The organism is Frankia sp. CcWB2 (genome assembly GCF_977927585.1).
In genome coordinates this window covers 18,161-32,223 of record NZ_CDWRCM010000019.1, presented here as the reverse complement: position 1 = coordinate 32,223, position 14,063 = coordinate 18,161, and the positions used below count along the sequence as shown (strand labels likewise).

Genomic DNA, 14,063 nt, shown 5'->3' with positions numbered 1-14,063 from the left:
ACGTCCCGGCCCGATCGGGACGTATTCCTGGGCCAAATGTTTACGGTGGTGTTCCGCCGGGTTGGGCCCATTTTTCAGGAAAAAACTAAATAAGGAAGGTTTGTGCATCCGGTGCAGGTCGGGTGCCCGCGGTGTTTGTACGGCCGGGTTCATGGAGACGAAGAGGAGGCAGACTCACGCTCTGGGGGTGCCCGGTGTTCCAAATTCTCTGGATCGTTCTGGCCGGTCTGGTGATCGGTCTTCTGGCCCGTCTGATCGTCCGGGGTCGGCAGAACATCCCACTCTGGCTGACGGTCGGGTTCGGCATCATCGGCGCGCTGGTGGGTAACGTGATCGCGAGCGCGCTCGGCGTGCGCCACACCGGCGGCTTCGACTGGATCCGGCACATCCTGCAGGTTGGTGTCGCGGTCGCGCTGGTCGCGATCGTCTCCCCGATGTGGGCGGCGCGTCGTGGGCAGAGCACCGGCACCCGGCGCACCGCGGGCCGACCCTAGCCCGGTGTGCGCACCGGACCGCCCGGTGTGCACACCGGGCGGTGATGCGGGGAAGCGGCCGGTCAGCGGCCGCGGCTCACCCAGTCGTCGTAGTCGACACCCTCCTCACCGATGGTCGTGTCGTCGCCGTGACCGGTGTGCACGACGGTGTGCGCGGGCAGGGTGAGCAGCCTGGTACGGATCGAGGCCAGGATGGTCGGGAAGTCGGAGTAGGACCGCCCGGTCGCCCCGGGACCCCCGCGGAAGAGTGTGTCGCCGCTGAACAGGACCGGGTCGCCGTTGATCTCCCCGAACAGGCAGATCCCGCCGGGAGAGTGGCCCGGGGTGTGCAGGACGCGCAGCGCGCCACCTTCGGGCAGGCCGATGAGCTGTCCGTCCGCGAGCGCACGGTCGGGCGCCCGGTGCGGATAGATCGCCTTCCACAGCACCACGTCGGCGGGGTGCAGCGCGATGGGCGCCCGGACCAGGTCCGCGAGCTCCGCCGCCGCATTGATGTGGTCGTTATGACCGTGCGTAGCGATGGTCGATGTGACCACGCGGGTGCCGATGGCCGCCGCGATCACCGACGGGTCGTGCGCGGCGTCGATGACCAGTACCTCGTCGTCGTTTCCCACGAGCCAGACGTTGTTGTCGACCGCGAACGACTGACCGTCGAGCGTGAAGTCGCCGCGCGTGATCACCCGATCCACCCGAAGCCCGGTATTGACGATCATTGCGTCCCCTCCTCGACCCGATCGGTCTGCCCGCTGCCCGCTGCGCGTGTCGCGGGTGCCGTCGGACGGCGGTGCACCCGGTGGGGTCGACCGTATCCGGCGGTTCCCGGCTCCGGGTGGGCCCGCCGCCGACGAACCTCGCCAGTAAACAAAGGTTCAGTGAACGATGGTTCAGTAGACGGCGGCCCGGTGAACGACGACTCAGAGGATGACGACGCTGCGCAACACGTCGCCGCGCTGCATCCGGGTGAACGCCTCCTCGACGTCGCCGATCCCGATGGTCTCGGTGACGAAGGCATCGAGGTCTAGCCGGCCCCGGCGATAGAGGTCGATGAGGATCGGGAAGTCGCGGCTCGGCAGGCTGTCGCCGTACCAGGACGACGACAGGTGACCGCCGCGGCCGAGGACCTCGGCGAGCGGCAGCTCCACGGTCATCGCCGGGTCGGGTACACCCACCAGGACCAGCCGTCCCGCCAGGTCGCGGGCGTCGAAGGCCTGGCGGTAGGTCTCTGGGCGGCCCACCGCCTCAATGACCACATCGGCGCCGAAGCCGTCGGTGAGCGCCCGGATGGCCGCCACCGGATCGCCTGCCGTGGCATTCACGACATCGGTGGCACCGAAGTGTCGGGCCCAGGTGAGCTTCCGGTCGTCGACATCGACCGCGATGATCTTCCGTGCTCCCGCGATCGAGGCGCCGGCGATCGCCGCGTCGCCGACCCCGCCGCAGCCGATCACTGCCACCGTCTCACCCCGGGTGACCCTGCCGGTGTTCACGGCGGCACCGAAACCGGCCATCACCCCGCAGCCGATCAGCCCGGCCGCCTCTGGCCGGGCCGCGGGGTCCACCAGCACGCACTGGCCCGCGGCGACCAGGGTCAGCGGCGTGAACGCACCGATGCCCAGCGCCGGCGCCAGCGGCGTCCCGTCCGCCAGGGTCATCGAATTTCGCGCGTTGCGGGAGTCGAAGCAATACCAGGCCATGCCGCGCCGACAGGCCCGGCAGGTTCCGCAGGGGGCCCGCCAGGCCAGCACCACGTAGTCACCGGGGGCCAGACCCACCACGCCCTCGCCCACCGATTCGACGGTGCCGGCCGCCTCGTGCCCCAACAGGAACGGATAGTCGTCGTTGATCGCGCCCTCGCGGTAGTGCAGGTCGGTATGGCATACGCCGCAGGCGCGCACCCGTACCCGTGCCTCGCCCGGACCCGGATCTGGAACAACGATCTGCTCCAGCGAGACCGCGGCGCCCTTCTCCCGGGCCACCACCGCTTCCACCGTCTGCGCGCTCATCCCGGATCCCTTCTCCTCGAGTCTCCTCGAGCACTGGTCGGAGAGATGAATCCCTCGTCGAACCGGAGGGGTCACCCCGATGTCTGACTTTCCTACCTCCGTTGGTGGGCTCCGTCCAACACAGGTGGGGTCCGTCCAAGGTGGTCACGCCGCTCATGGCGCGACACGCCGCTTTACGGCCACCCGGCGCCACCGAGAACGGGTCGGTGTCGGTACGCTCCTACCGGTCCGTTTCTGCTCTTTGTAGAAGGAGCAACCCCTCAGTGGTCCGTTTCACCGACACGTCGTCCGTCGCCTCACCGACCCGCCGCTTCTACGGGGAGGTGACGGTCGGTGATCCCCGCCTGTCCGAGGACGGGCGGCTCGAGGCCGGCGGTGAGAGTGTCGATGCCGGGGTGGGCGAGCCCGGGCCCACCGGGCGGCCGCTGCCGTCGTTTCCCGTCCCGCCCCCGCTGGCGTCGCACGGTCCCGCCTGGATCGTCGCGATGTGCAACCAGAAGGGCGGGGTCGGCAAGACCACCAGCACGATCAACCTGGGTGCCGCGCTCGCGGAGTACGGCCGGCGGGTACTCCTTGTCGACTTCGATCCTCAGGGTGCGCTGTCGGTCGGGCTCGGCGTCAACCCGATGCAGTTCGACCTGACGGTGCACGACCTCCTGCTGGGCGGGGACGCCGACGTCCGCGAGGTGATCGTCGAGACCCAGGTCGACGGGCTCGACCTGCTGCCGAGCAACATCGACCTGTCCGCCGCGGAGGTGCTGCTGGTCACCGAGGTCGGCCGCGAGCACAGCCTCGCCCGCGCGCTGGCGCTGATCCTCGACGAGTACGATGTCATCCTCGTCGACTGCCAGCCCTCGCTCGGCCTGCTGACCGTGAACGCGATGACGGCGGCGGACGCCGTCATCGTCCCGCTGGAATGCGAGTACTTCGCGCTGCGGGGAGTGGCGCTGCTGTTGCAGACCATTGACAAGGTGCGCGAGCGGCTCAACTCACGCCTGGAGCTCGCCGGTATTCTGGCGACCATGTACGACGCCCGCACCCTGCATGCCCGGGAGGTGCTGGCCCGGGTCGTCGAACGGTTCCCGGACGAGGTGTTCCACACTGTGATCAACAGGACGGTTCGGTTCCCGGAGACCACGGTGGCCGGCGAGCCGATCACCACCTACGCCCCGACGTCGGTGGGGGCTGCTGGCTACCGGCGACTCGCCCGGGAACTGATGGTCCGGCACGACACGCCGCCGGCCGTCGGCTGAACCGAGACAACGGGGCGATCGGGGCGAAAAGGTAGCGACGTGCTGTTCCACCTTGCCGAACCCGCGGCGCTTCTCGGGATCCTCCTCGCCTTCCTCATCGGGATCTTCGCCCACGACGCCGCCCAGGTGCTCGTGGCCCGGCTAGTTCGTGACCCGACCCCGATGCGCTCGGGGCGGCTGACGACGGGCCTGAAGGGCCGGCTCAGCCCGTTCAGCGGAGTCGCTGTCTTCGTCGTCGGCTACGGCTGGGCCGAGTCGGTGCCCATGAACGACGTGTGGCGGCGGCGCCGGTTCCACGTGGCCGCCGCCGTCCTGGCCGGACCGCTGGCGTATCTCCTGCTCGCCCTGGCAACCCTGGCGGTGTTCCAGCCGCTCGGCGAGCCGGGGCTGGTGCGGCTCGGTGACCGCGTCACCGAGGTGACGGTGCCGAACAGCTTCGGTGCCGAGCTCGCGTTGTGGATGGCCGTCACGTTCGGGTCGATGTTCATCGTCAGCCTGATCCCGGTCCCCCCGACAGACGCCGGGCGGCTGCTGTTCCTGCTCGGCCCGACCACGGCCGGCTGGCGCAAAGCCCGGTACCAGTTAGCCGAGCGCAACATCGGGTTGGGCATCCTGCTGGCGTTGTTGCTGCTGCCGGTGCTGTTCGTCGGATTCCCCTCGGTCATCGGCCAGCTCATCGGCCCGTTGCTGCGGGGACTCGCCTCGCTGATAGGCCTCAACCTGGGGTGATGATGATCACGCCGACGCCGCCGGGGCGTAGCGTGGCGCCATGACCCGGTCTCGAGCTGCTCCGGCCGACCAGGCCGACCAGGCCGACGGGATGGCCGCCCCGCGTACCGGCGTGCCGACGGGTCGTGGTGGGCGCACGGAGACCTTCGTCGTCGAACTCGACAACTTCACCGGCCCCTTCGACCTGCTGCTCTCGCTCATCGCCAAGCATCGCCTCGACGTGACCGAGGTCGCGCTCTCCCAGGTCACCGACGAGTTTGTCGCGCACATCCGGCGGCTGGGGGACCAGTTCGACCTCGGCCAGGCCACCGAGTTCCTGGTGATCGCGGCGACCTTGCTCGACCTGAAGGCGGCCCGGCTGCTGCCGGGTGCCCTGTCCGAGGACGAGTCGGCGGACCTGGCCCTGCTGGAGGCCCGCGACCTGCTTTTCGCCCGGCTACTGCAGTACAAGGCGTACAAGGAGGCTGCGGCGCTCTTCGCCGGCCTCATGGCCCTGGAGGCGCGCCATACCCCCCGGGCGGTACCCCTGGAGCCCCGTTACGCCGCCGCGCTGCCGGAGGTCCAGATTGGCATCGGCCCGACGGAGCTCGCGGCGCTCGCGGCCCGGCTGCGTGAGCCGCCGCTGCCGCCGCTGGTCGCGACCGATCACGTGCACCTGCCCCGGATCAGCGTGCGGGAGCATATGCTCGCCGTCATCGCGATGCTGCGCGAGGTGGGCACCGCGACCTTCGGGATGCTGTGCGTCGGCTGCCGGCAGACCATCGAGGTGGTGGCCCGGTTCCTGGCGCTGCTGGAGCTCTTCCGCGAGGGCCGGATCTCCTTCGACCAGCAGGTCCCGCTCGGTGAGCTGACGGTGCGCTGGATCGCCCTGGATCCGGCGGTCGAGGCCGACGCCCCGCCGATCGGCCACGGGCTGTTCGGATCTGATCGGTACGGTGGGGACGCGGAGGAGGAGTCGCGGGAGGTGGCGTCGTGACTGGGACTGCCGGGACTGCCGGGGAGGCCCGGCCGCCGCTGGGTGCGTTGCTTGAGGCGGTCCTCATGGTCGCGGAGAAGCCGGTCGGCGTCGCGGAGCTCGCGACCGGCCTCGGCGCCCCGGCGCTGGAGGTCGAGCGGCTGCTCGCGCAGCTCGCCGAGCAGTATGCCCGCGACGGCTGCGGCTTCCGGCTGCGGCACACTGGTGGCGGCTGGCGCTTCTACACTGCGGACGAGTGCGCCCCCTGGGTCGAGCGATTCGTGCTCGCCGGCCAGTCGGCCCGGCTGTCGCAGGCTGCGCTGGAGACCATGGCCGTCGTCGCCTACCAGCAGCCGGTGAGCCGGGGGCGGATCTCGGCGGTGCGGGGTGTCTCCGCCGACGGAGTCATCCGCACCCTCACCGCCCGCGGCCTGGTCGAGGAGGTAGGGCACGATCCGGAGACCGGCGCGATCCTCTACGGCACCACCGACTACTTTCTCGAACGGATGGGGCTGCGCGGGCTCGACGAACTGCCGCCGCTCGCCCCCCTGCTGCCCGGTCTCGATGAGATTGATGACATTGTTACGTCATGAGCACCAGGTTCCCGTCATGAGTACCGGTGACCGCCCGGACGAGCCCCAGGACCAGGGCATCCGGCTGCAGAAGGTGCTGGCCGCCGCCGGGGTGGGCTCCCGCCGGCACAGCGAGGAGTTGATCGCTGCCGGTCGGGTCCGGGTGGATGGCACCGTGGTGCGCGAGCAGGGCCGCCGGGTCGATCCCGAAACCGCCCTCATCGAGGTCGACGGTGAGCGGATCGTCACCAGGGCGGGCCTGATCCACTTGGCGTTGAACAAGCCGCGCGGGGTGCTCTCGGCGATGTCGGACGACCGGGGCCGGCCGACGATCGCGGATCTGCTCATGGAGTTCGGCGGCGGGCTGTTCCACGTCGGCCGGCTCGACGCCGACAGCGAGGGGCTGCTGCTCGTCACCAACGACGGGGAGCTCGCGCACCGGCTCACCCATCCCTCGTTCGCCGTCCCCAAGACCTACCTCGTCGAGGTGTCCGGTCCGCTGCGCCGCGACGTCCTGCGCCAGCTGCGCGCGGAGGTCGAACTCGACGACGGCCCGGTGCGCGCGGACTCGGCGCGCGTCGTCGACAACGCGAACGGACGGGTGATGGTCGAGGTCGTTGTGCACGAAGGGCGCAAGCACGTCGTCCGCCGGATGATGGACGCCGTCGGCCACCCGGTGCATCGGCTGGTGCGCACCCGGTTCGGGGCGGTGTCGCTGGGAACCCTGCGCGCTGGGCGGGCTCGTCACCTCACCCGTCACGAGATCGGCACCCTGTATCACGGCGTCGGTCTCTAGGCTCGAGGCTTTAGGCTCAAGGCCATGGTCGGGTCGGGATGGGATGTCGCATGCCTTCCGCGCCTGCGCCGGGTCGGGGTCGTCGGCACGGGCCTGATCGGGACCAGTATCGGTCTCGCGCTGTCGGCAAGGGGCATCGAGGTCCTGCTCCGCGACGTGGACGAGGCACAGGTTGCGCTTGCCGAGAAGATGGGGGCCGGGCGGCCGTGGGCGGGGGAGCGGGTCGATCATGCGGTCGTCGCCACCCCGCTGCCGAGTGTCGCGGCCCAGGTACGCGCCCTGGCCCGCTCCGGCCTCGCGGACACGATCAGCGACGCCGGCAGCGTCAAGGTCCGACCGTTGGTCGAGGGAGTCCAGCTCGGCTGCGACCTCACGACGTGGTGCCCAGCCCACCCCATCGCCGGCCGGGAACGGCACGGGGCCGTCTCCGCCCGGGCGGACCTGTTCGCCGAGCGGGTCTGGGCGGTCTGTCCCGTCCCGCACACCGGGTCGGCCGCGGTGCACGCCACGGTGGCGCTGGCGTTCGCCTGCGGGGCCACGCCGGTGCGGACCACCCCGCAGCGTCACGACGCGGCGATGGCGTCGGTCTCCCACGTGCCCCAGATCGTCGCGAGCGCGCTCGCGGGGGTGCTCGTCGGGCTGCCGGAACGGGACGTGCCCTTCGTCGGGCAGGGGTTCCGCGACACCACCCGGCTCGCCGACAGCGACGCCGAGCTGTGGTCGGGGATCATCGAGGGTAACCGCGGCCCGATCGCCGAGCGGGTACGTTCCCTCGGCGCCCAGCTCACCGCGCTCGCCGGCGTCCTCGACACCGGTTCCGGTGACGAGGTCACCGCCGCGGTCTCCCGGCTCATGCGGTGCGGCCAGGCCGGCCGTGCGCTGCTTCCGCGCAAGCCCGGCGCCCCGGCGCAGTCCTGGGGCTGGGTGGGGGTCGTGCTCGATGACCGACCTGGCCAGCTCGCCGCGCTCGTCGGCTTCATCAGCCAGTGGCAGATCAACATCGAGGATGTCGGGCCCTTCGAGCACAGCCTCGACGCACCCGCCGGCATCGTCGAGCTCGCGGTGGACCCGACGGCCGCGGACGAGCTCGTCGACCGATTGACGCTCAACGGCTGGACGGCATACCGGCGATCCTGATGCCGTACCGAGTAGCCTGATCCGGGTTGCACATGTCGGCATCCGCGGGGGCGCGATCCGACAACATTTATTATGTGACCGGGACGGAGGAATCGGGTGAAGCCCGACCACGGGTCTGCGCTGTCGGCAGGAAGCATGGTCACCGACAGCCGGGAGGGAACGTCTGCGCCGCTCGGGTCCGAGGGAGATGGTCCCGCGGTCCACGAAGGCGGGGCCGAGGGTCTGATCGTGGCGGTCGACGGTCCCGGAGGGTCGGGGAAGAGCACCGTGGCCCGCGAGATCGCCCGCCGTCTCGGCCTGCGGTACCTCGACACCGGGGCGATGTACCGCGCAGTCACCCAGCTCGCGCTGGAACGGCGGATCGACATCGAGGACCCGGCGGCGGTCGCGGAGCTGGCCGAGCGGGCGGTGATCTCGGTCGGTACGGACCCGGACGAGCCCTCGATCGCCATCGACGGTGTCGGGGTGGACGCCCAGATCCGCACCCGCGCGGTGACCAACGCGGTCAGTGCGATCGCGGCGGTGCCGGCGGTGCGGGCGTTGCTCGTCACTCAACAGCGTCAGGTGATCGCCGCCGTGTTGCCGGCCGGCGGCATCGTCGTGGAGGGTCGCGACATCGGCTCGGTCGTGGCGCCGGGCGCCCAGATCAAGGTCTTCCTCACCGCCTCGACCGAGGTCCGTGCGCTGCGTCGCTCCCGCCAGCTCGGGGAGAAGGGCGTTGACGACGTCGCCCGGACCCTCGCCGAACTCGACCGGCGCGACGCGCTCGACAGCAACCGGGCGGCGGACCCGCTGGCCATCCCGCCCGACGCGATGGTTCTGGACTCGACGGCCCGGTCGGTGCCCGAAGTCGTCGACGAGGTGCTTCGGCGTTGCGAGCAGCTGCCGAACCGGACGAGATGACCACGTCGAACCCCCGCGCTGAGGCTCCCCGCGCTGAGGCCGCTCGGCCGGGCGACGGTGCCGGCGAACGTGCCGCGGAGGCGGCCGGGCGGGCCGCCCGGGTCGCGCGTGGACCGGTCCACCGGGGTGCCGCGTCACCGGTCTACAACGACCTCCCGCACCGTGTCCTCAAGCCCGGGGTCCGCTGGTTCCTCAACCGGGTGGTCATGCAGATCAGCCTGGAGGGGCTCGAGAACGTCCCCTTCGACGAACCGTTGATCTTCGCTGGGAACCACAGCAGTTGGCTGGATGGCCCGTTGGTGGTGATCGAGTCCCCGCGGACCGTGCGCTGCCTGAGCAAGATCGAGATGTACCGGGGGGTGCTCGGCCGGGCGCTGCTGTTCAGCGGTCAGATTCCGATCGATCGTGATCGGGCCGACCGGGAGGCCCTGCACACCGCACTGGACGAGCTCTCCCGCGGCGGGGCGATCGGGTTGTTCCCCGAGGGCACCCGGGGCAGCGGGGAGATGGCGGCGGTCCAGCACGGTATCGCCTACCTCGCGGTGCACGGCCGCTGCCGCGTCCTACCGGTGGCCTGCATCAACACCGGTGCCGTCCTGCCCCGGGGGGCGCGCTGGCCGCGCCGGTCGGTGCCGATCCGGGTAGTCTTCGGTGCGCCGTTCGCGGTGGAGGTGCCGGCGAACCCACGTTCGCGCAAGGCGCTGGCCGCCGTCGCGGAGGACATCCGGGTGCGCCTGCTCGACCATCTGGCGACCGTCCGGGCCGGAAAGGCCTGCGGTGAGGCCGGCGGGACCGGCGGGGCCGACCGGGCCGGCTCCGGGTAACCTGAGCAAGATCGCTGCTCGCTCCGGACGGGCGGGTGAGAGCCCCCGGCGATCCGACCACGCTCGAGTGCCCGGCGCCGAGCCCGGGAATCACAGGCGATCCCGTCCCACGATGACAGTTGGCAGTGACAGTGATGAGCGGACAAGACCTATCAACGGACCTCGGCGCGGCCGGGTTCGACCGGTTCGCCGACGGTGGCCTCGGCGATGACGTCGGTGGCTTCGGCGATGACGTCGGTGGCCCCGACGGGTTCGTCGGCGAGCTCGACGGCGAGTTCGCGAGTCCCGGGGCCGGTCAACCGGTGGTGGCCGTCGTGGGGCGACCCAACGTGGGCAAGTCGACGTTGGTCAACCGCATCCTCGGCCGGCGCGCCGCGGTTGTCGAGGATGTCCCCGGGGTGACCCGTGATCGCGTCGCCTACGACGCGGTCTGGAGCGGGCGGCGGTTCACCCTCGTCGACACCGGCGGCTGGGAACCCGACGCGACGGGGCTGGCCGCCCAGGTCTCCGAGCAGGCCCGCGCGGCGCTCGACACCGCCGATGCGGTGCTGTTCATCGTGGACGTCGTCACCGGCGCCACCGACGCCGACGAGGCGGTCGCCCGGGTGCTGCACCGCTGCGGGCTGCCAGTGATTCTGGTGGCGAACAAGGTCGACGACGTACGATTCGAGGCTGATGCGGCGGCGCTGTGGAGCCTCGGGCTCGGCGAGCCGCACCCGGTCTCGGCCCTGCACGGCCGGGGCAGCGGAGACCTGCTCGACGCCGTGCTCGCCGCGTTGCCCGAGGCGCCGCGCGAGATCCTCACCGAGTCCGACGGCCCCCGGCGGGTCGCACTGATCGGCCGGCCCAACGTCGGCAAGTCGCGTCTGCTGAACAAGCTCGCCGGCAGCCGGCGGTCGTTGGTGCACGACGTCGCCGGCACCACCCGGGACCCGGTCGACGAGCTGGTGGTGGTCGGCGGCGAGGAGTGGATGTTCATCGACACCGCCGGGCTGCGCCGTCGCGTCCGGGAGGCCTCCGGCGCCGAGTACTATTCGTCGCTGCGCACCGCCTCGGCCCTGGAAGCCGCCGAGGTCGCCATCGTCCTGCTCGCCGCGGACGAGCCGGTGACCGAGCAGGACCAGCGGGTCATCTCGATGGTCGTCGACGCGGGACGGGCCCTCGTCCTCGCCTTCAACAAGTGGGACTTGGTGGACACCGACCGCCGGCTCACCCTGGAACGGGAGATCGTCCGCGACCTCGGCCGGGTCGCGTGGGCGCCGCGGGTGAACGTCTCGGCCCGTACCGGGCGTGCGACCGACCGGCTCGCCCCCGCGCTGCGCACCGCGCTGGAATCCTGGGGTACCCGGATCCCGACCGGCCGGCTGAACACCTGGCTGGGTGAGGTCGTCGCCGCGACCCCGCCGCCAGCGCGTGGAGGGCGGGTTCCGAAGGTTCTGTTCGCGACCCAGGCCGGAGTGCGCCCGCCGCGGTTCGTGGTGTTCACGACGGGTTTTCTGGAGTCGTCCTACCGCCGGTTCCTGGAACGCCGGCTCCGGGAGGACTTCGGCTTCGCCGGTTCGCCCATCTCGATCTCGGTGCGGGTGCGTGAACGCGGCGACCGCAGGGGCGGCGGCTGACGGTTGGACCGGGTTCCGGCCGCCAGCCGGGCGGGTTTTCCGGACCGGCCGGACGGCCGGGACGGCGTGACGGCGGCTTACGACGAAAAAACCCGTTGAGCAGGCTCACAAGCCTGACCAACGGGTTTTACCACCTCTGTCGGGACGACAGGATTTGAACCTGCGACCCCCAGACCCCCAGTCTGGTGCGCTACCAAGCTGCGCCACGTCCCGTACGGCAGCAACGTTACCGTACCGGCGACCACTACGGTGACCGGGGGTCGCGTCGTCAACGGCGCGACCCCCGGTCACCGTGCGTGGGCTCCGCGTGGGACCAGGCCGAGGCCGTCACCCACGAGGTGTCTGCACGCCGCATGGCCGCCGAACAGCAGGGTCAGCTCGCGCCCTGGGCACGCCGTCGGGCAACCCCGGCGCCGATCAGCAGGGCGCCTACTGCCGCACCGGCCAGCGGGAGCAGGGGTGAGGACCCGGGGTCGGCCATCCCGCCGCCACCTGCGGCGACACCGGCCCCCGGCCCGCCCCCCGGCCCGCCCCCCGGCCCGACTCCGGCACCGACGCCACCGACGCCACCGACGACGCAGTCGCGCTTCTTGTCGTCCCAGCGGAACCAGTTGTCCTTGCCGTCCTTGCCGTCCCGATCGTCCTTGCCGTCCAGGCCGTTCCTGCCGTCCCGATCGTCCTTGCCGTCCAGGCCGTTCCTGCCGTCCCGATCGTCCTTGCCGTCCAGGCCGTTCCTGCCGTCCAGGCCGTCGTCGATCCGATCGGCCCGGACCTGCTTGTCGCCGTCGATCTTGTCATCGCGGTCGCGGTCCTTGTCGTCCCGATCGTCCTTGTCGCCGAAGATGCCCCACCCGTCCTTCTTGTCGTCGCACCGGTGGTTGTCCTTGTCGTCGAGGGCGTGGGCAGCAGCCAGGCCGGGCCCGAAGGTGAGGGTGACGCTCGCCGCGCTGGATATCGCGAGAACGGCGGCGCTCCGACCCATACCTTTCTTCATCTGGTCCCCTCTCTCACGTACGGTGATCGATTAATTACTGCGAGTGATACCCTAGCGACTGAGCGTGGGGGTGCGGGTCAACCGCCCGGGCGTGGTGCGGCCGGATCGACCTCCTCGCGGCGGCGATCGGGTCGCTTCTTCGGTCTAGTTCGTCCAGTTTTCGGTGATCTCGGAATCATTGAGACCAGTGCACCTCGCTCACAAGCATGCCGCTCACGGAAAGTATCTCTACCGATTGGTAGAGTCACTATCAGTGGCCTTGTGGTGCGGGCGCGTGACGGTTCGGAGCCGCGAGCGGTGCGCTGGACGATCCACCTCGGGAGCGATCCGCACGGGCATGTAGACGATCGACGGGCGGGATGGCGGGAGGAGCTGTGAAAGGTGGGACGGGCAGCGGTAACCAGCGGCCCGCGAACGGCGCACCGACGGCCTTCTCCGTCCGCGCACCCGCCGCGGGCAGGCGCCTCCTGCTTTGGCGGTGGCTTCTCCTCGTCGGGGCGGTCCTTGTCCTCGGCAGCGGTTTCCGGCTGGCGGAACCGGCGTTCGACGCCGTCCGCGGCGGTTCCGGGGCGGACACGACGGCCGGCATCGCCGACGTCCCGCTGCCGCCCACCCCCGTGCCGACGACCGGCCGGTTCGGGCTACCTCCCGCCGTCCCCGAGCAGCCGGTGGTGGTCGTTAACAATCCGTCCCGGCTGCGCATCCCCCGGATCAGGGTGGACGCTCCGATCATTCATCTGGGTCTGAACCCGGATGGCACGCTCGGGGTGCCCAAGGCATGGGGGGATGTCGGCTGGTATGACCGTGGTCCGGCGCCTGGCGGCATCGGCCCTGCCGTGCTCGTCGGCCACTACGATTCCACCACCGGCCCGGCGGTCTTCTACCGGCTGCACGAGCTCGTGCCCGGCGACCGTGTCGAGGTCGCCTCGCCGACCGGCGTGTCCACGACGTTTGTCGTCGATCGCGCGGAGAACGTGGTGAAGTCGAGGTTCCCGGCGAACCGGGTCTACGGACCGGTACTCCGCCCTGAACTGCGCCTGATCACCTGCGGGGGCGCCTTCGATCGGAAGGCCGGGCACTATCTCAACAACCTGGTGGTGTACGCGCACGCCGAATCCTCGGCAGGAGCCGCGCTCGTCGTGCCGGCCCGGTCTGCGGCGAGCATGCTTCCGCCGAATCCGCCGCGAGTGCCCGTACCCGCGCACTCGTCGCCTGGGCTGCCGTCGCCTGGGCTGCCGAGGCCGGCGCAGATTTCGTCAGGCCAGCCGGCACGGCCGCAGCCGGCGCAGGTCGGTTCTGTCCCGGGTGTGAACCCGCAGCCCGCACCCTGACGACCCGGCCCGTTCCGCTGCCGGATCGCCGACGAGACAGCCGGAGAGATCTACGACACGTCGATGCTTGGGGGCGTCGTGACGACCTGACCGAGGTGGCGTGACCGAGCCGCCGACAGGCACCGGGCGTGACGGCATCCGTACTTCTTGCTGAGAGGCGGCGGTCTTCTGGTGCCGTGTTCAAGTGTTGGGGTGGGGGTGATTGCGGGTCGCCCGGGCATGTCCACTATCGTCATCAACGGCACTTCTGTTCTACCGATCCCTAGGTGTCCAGATTATGAAGTGTCTGTTACGTGTCATGCAGATATACCTATTTTGATAGAGATACCCGTCGAACCGATGTGCCTGGCCCTGCCCCCGGTTCGGCGGCCCCTCCGAGTATGTCGGGGCAGGTGCGGGGAGCCGTAGTTCCGGGTGTGGCCGGCGGATCCGGCCGCGTTCCGGCGGTGACGG

The 14,063-nt window shown here is 70.7% G+C and carries 14 protein-coding genes and 1 tRNA gene; 11 read left to right on the top strand and 4 right to left on the bottom strand.

Annotated features, from left to right (window positions below; genetic code table 11):
- The first annotated feature begins 194 nt into the window (after window positions 1-194).
- Complete coding sequence (locus tag ACY45C_RS03960; protein WP_462186285.1) at window positions 195-494, top strand: GlsB/YeaQ/YmgE family stress response membrane protein; 300 nt, start codon at window positions 195-197, stop codon at window positions 492-494.
- A gap of 62 nt (window positions 495-556) precedes the next feature.
- On the opposite strand, the gene ACY45C_RS03955 is transcribed toward ACY45C_RS03960, so the two are convergent.
- Both ACY45C_RS03955 and ACY45C_RS03950 read right to left on the bottom strand, forming a co-directional pair.
- On the bottom strand, window positions 557-1,207 hold the full coding sequence (locus tag ACY45C_RS03955; RefSeq protein WP_462186284.1) for an MBL fold metallo-hydrolase: 651 nt from the start codon (window positions 1,205-1,207) through the stop codon (window positions 557-559).
- Window positions 1,208-1,408: 201 nt separating this feature from the next.
- The gene (locus tag ACY45C_RS03950) at window positions 1,409-2,497 is read right to left on the bottom strand and encodes an S-(hydroxymethyl)mycothiol dehydrogenase (protein WP_462186283.1); all 1,089 of its coding nucleotides are present in this window, start codon (window positions 2,495-2,497) and stop codon (window positions 1,409-1,411) included.
- A gap of 263 nt (window positions 2,498-2,760) precedes the next feature.
- On the opposite strand from ACY45C_RS03950, the gene ACY45C_RS03945 reads away from it, so the two are divergent.
- From ACY45C_RS03945 to der, 9 genes are all read left to right on the top strand, one after another.
- A complete protein-coding gene (locus tag ACY45C_RS03945; RefSeq protein ID WP_462186282.1) occupies window positions 2,761-3,750 on the top strand; it encodes a ParA family protein in 990 nt (329 codons plus the stop codon).
- A 39-nt stretch (window positions 3,751-3,789) separates the two neighbouring features.
- Window positions 3,790-4,479: a zinc metalloprotease gene (locus ACY45C_RS03940; protein WP_462186281.1), complete on the top strand. Its 690-nt coding sequence runs from the start codon at window positions 3,790-3,792 to the stop codon at window positions 4,477-4,479.
- A gap of 40 nt (window positions 4,480-4,519) precedes the next feature.
- Window positions 4,520-5,455, top strand: a complete 936-nt coding sequence (locus tag ACY45C_RS03935) for a segregation and condensation protein A (protein WP_462186280.1) — start codon at window positions 4,520-4,522, stop codon at window positions 5,453-5,455.
- A complete protein-coding gene (gene scpB, locus ACY45C_RS03930; RefSeq protein ID WP_462186279.1) occupies window positions 5,452-6,027 on the top strand; it encodes an SMC-Scp complex subunit ScpB in 576 nt (191 codons plus the stop codon). Before ACY45C_RS03935 ends, scpB begins: the two co-directional genes overlap by 4 nt.
- A 16-nt stretch (window positions 6,028-6,043) precedes the next feature.
- Complete coding sequence (locus ACY45C_RS03925; RefSeq protein WP_462186278.1) at window positions 6,044-6,802, top strand: pseudouridine synthase; 759 nt, start codon at window positions 6,044-6,046, stop codon at window positions 6,800-6,802.
- Between the two features lie 24 nt (window positions 6,803-6,826).
- Window positions 6,827-7,939, top strand: a complete 1,113-nt coding sequence (locus tag ACY45C_RS03920; RefSeq protein WP_462186277.1) for a prephenate dehydrogenase — start codon at window positions 6,827-6,829, stop codon at window positions 7,937-7,939.
- A 96-nt stretch (window positions 7,940-8,035) separates the two neighbouring features.
- The gene (gene cmk / locus ACY45C_RS03915) at window positions 8,036-8,842 is read left to right on the top strand and encodes a (d)CMP kinase (protein WP_462186276.1); all 807 of its coding nucleotides are present in this window, start codon (window positions 8,036-8,038) and stop codon (window positions 8,840-8,842) included.
- A complete protein-coding gene (locus tag ACY45C_RS03910) occupies window positions 8,839-9,666 on the top strand; it encodes a lysophospholipid acyltransferase family protein (RefSeq protein WP_462186275.1) in 828 nt (275 codons plus the stop codon). Before cmk ends, ACY45C_RS03910 begins: the two co-directional genes overlap by 4 nt.
- A 134-nt stretch (window positions 9,667-9,800) precedes the next feature.
- On the top strand, window positions 9,801-11,285 hold the full coding sequence (gene der, locus ACY45C_RS03905) for a ribosome biogenesis GTPase Der (protein ID WP_462186289.1): 1,485 nt from the start codon (window positions 9,801-9,803) through the stop codon (window positions 11,283-11,285).
- Between the two features lie 139 nt (window positions 11,286-11,424).
- Here der and ACY45C_RS03900 read toward each other — a convergent pair.
- Window positions 11,425-11,498 (bottom strand) — tRNA-Pro (locus ACY45C_RS03900).
- A 160-nt stretch (window positions 11,499-11,658) separates the two neighbouring features.
- Complete coding sequence (locus tag ACY45C_RS03895; RefSeq protein ID WP_462186274.1) at window positions 11,659-12,267, bottom strand: hypothetical protein; 609 nt, start codon at window positions 12,265-12,267, stop codon at window positions 11,659-11,661.
- Window positions 12,268-12,653: 386 nt separating this feature from the next.
- Here ACY45C_RS03895 and ACY45C_RS03890 point away from each other — a divergent pair, with 386 nt between their 5' ends.
- A complete protein-coding gene (locus ACY45C_RS03890; protein ID WP_462186273.1) occupies window positions 12,654-13,610 on the top strand; it encodes a class F sortase in 957 nt (318 codons plus the stop codon).
- Window positions 13,611-14,063 lie beyond the last annotated feature (453 nt).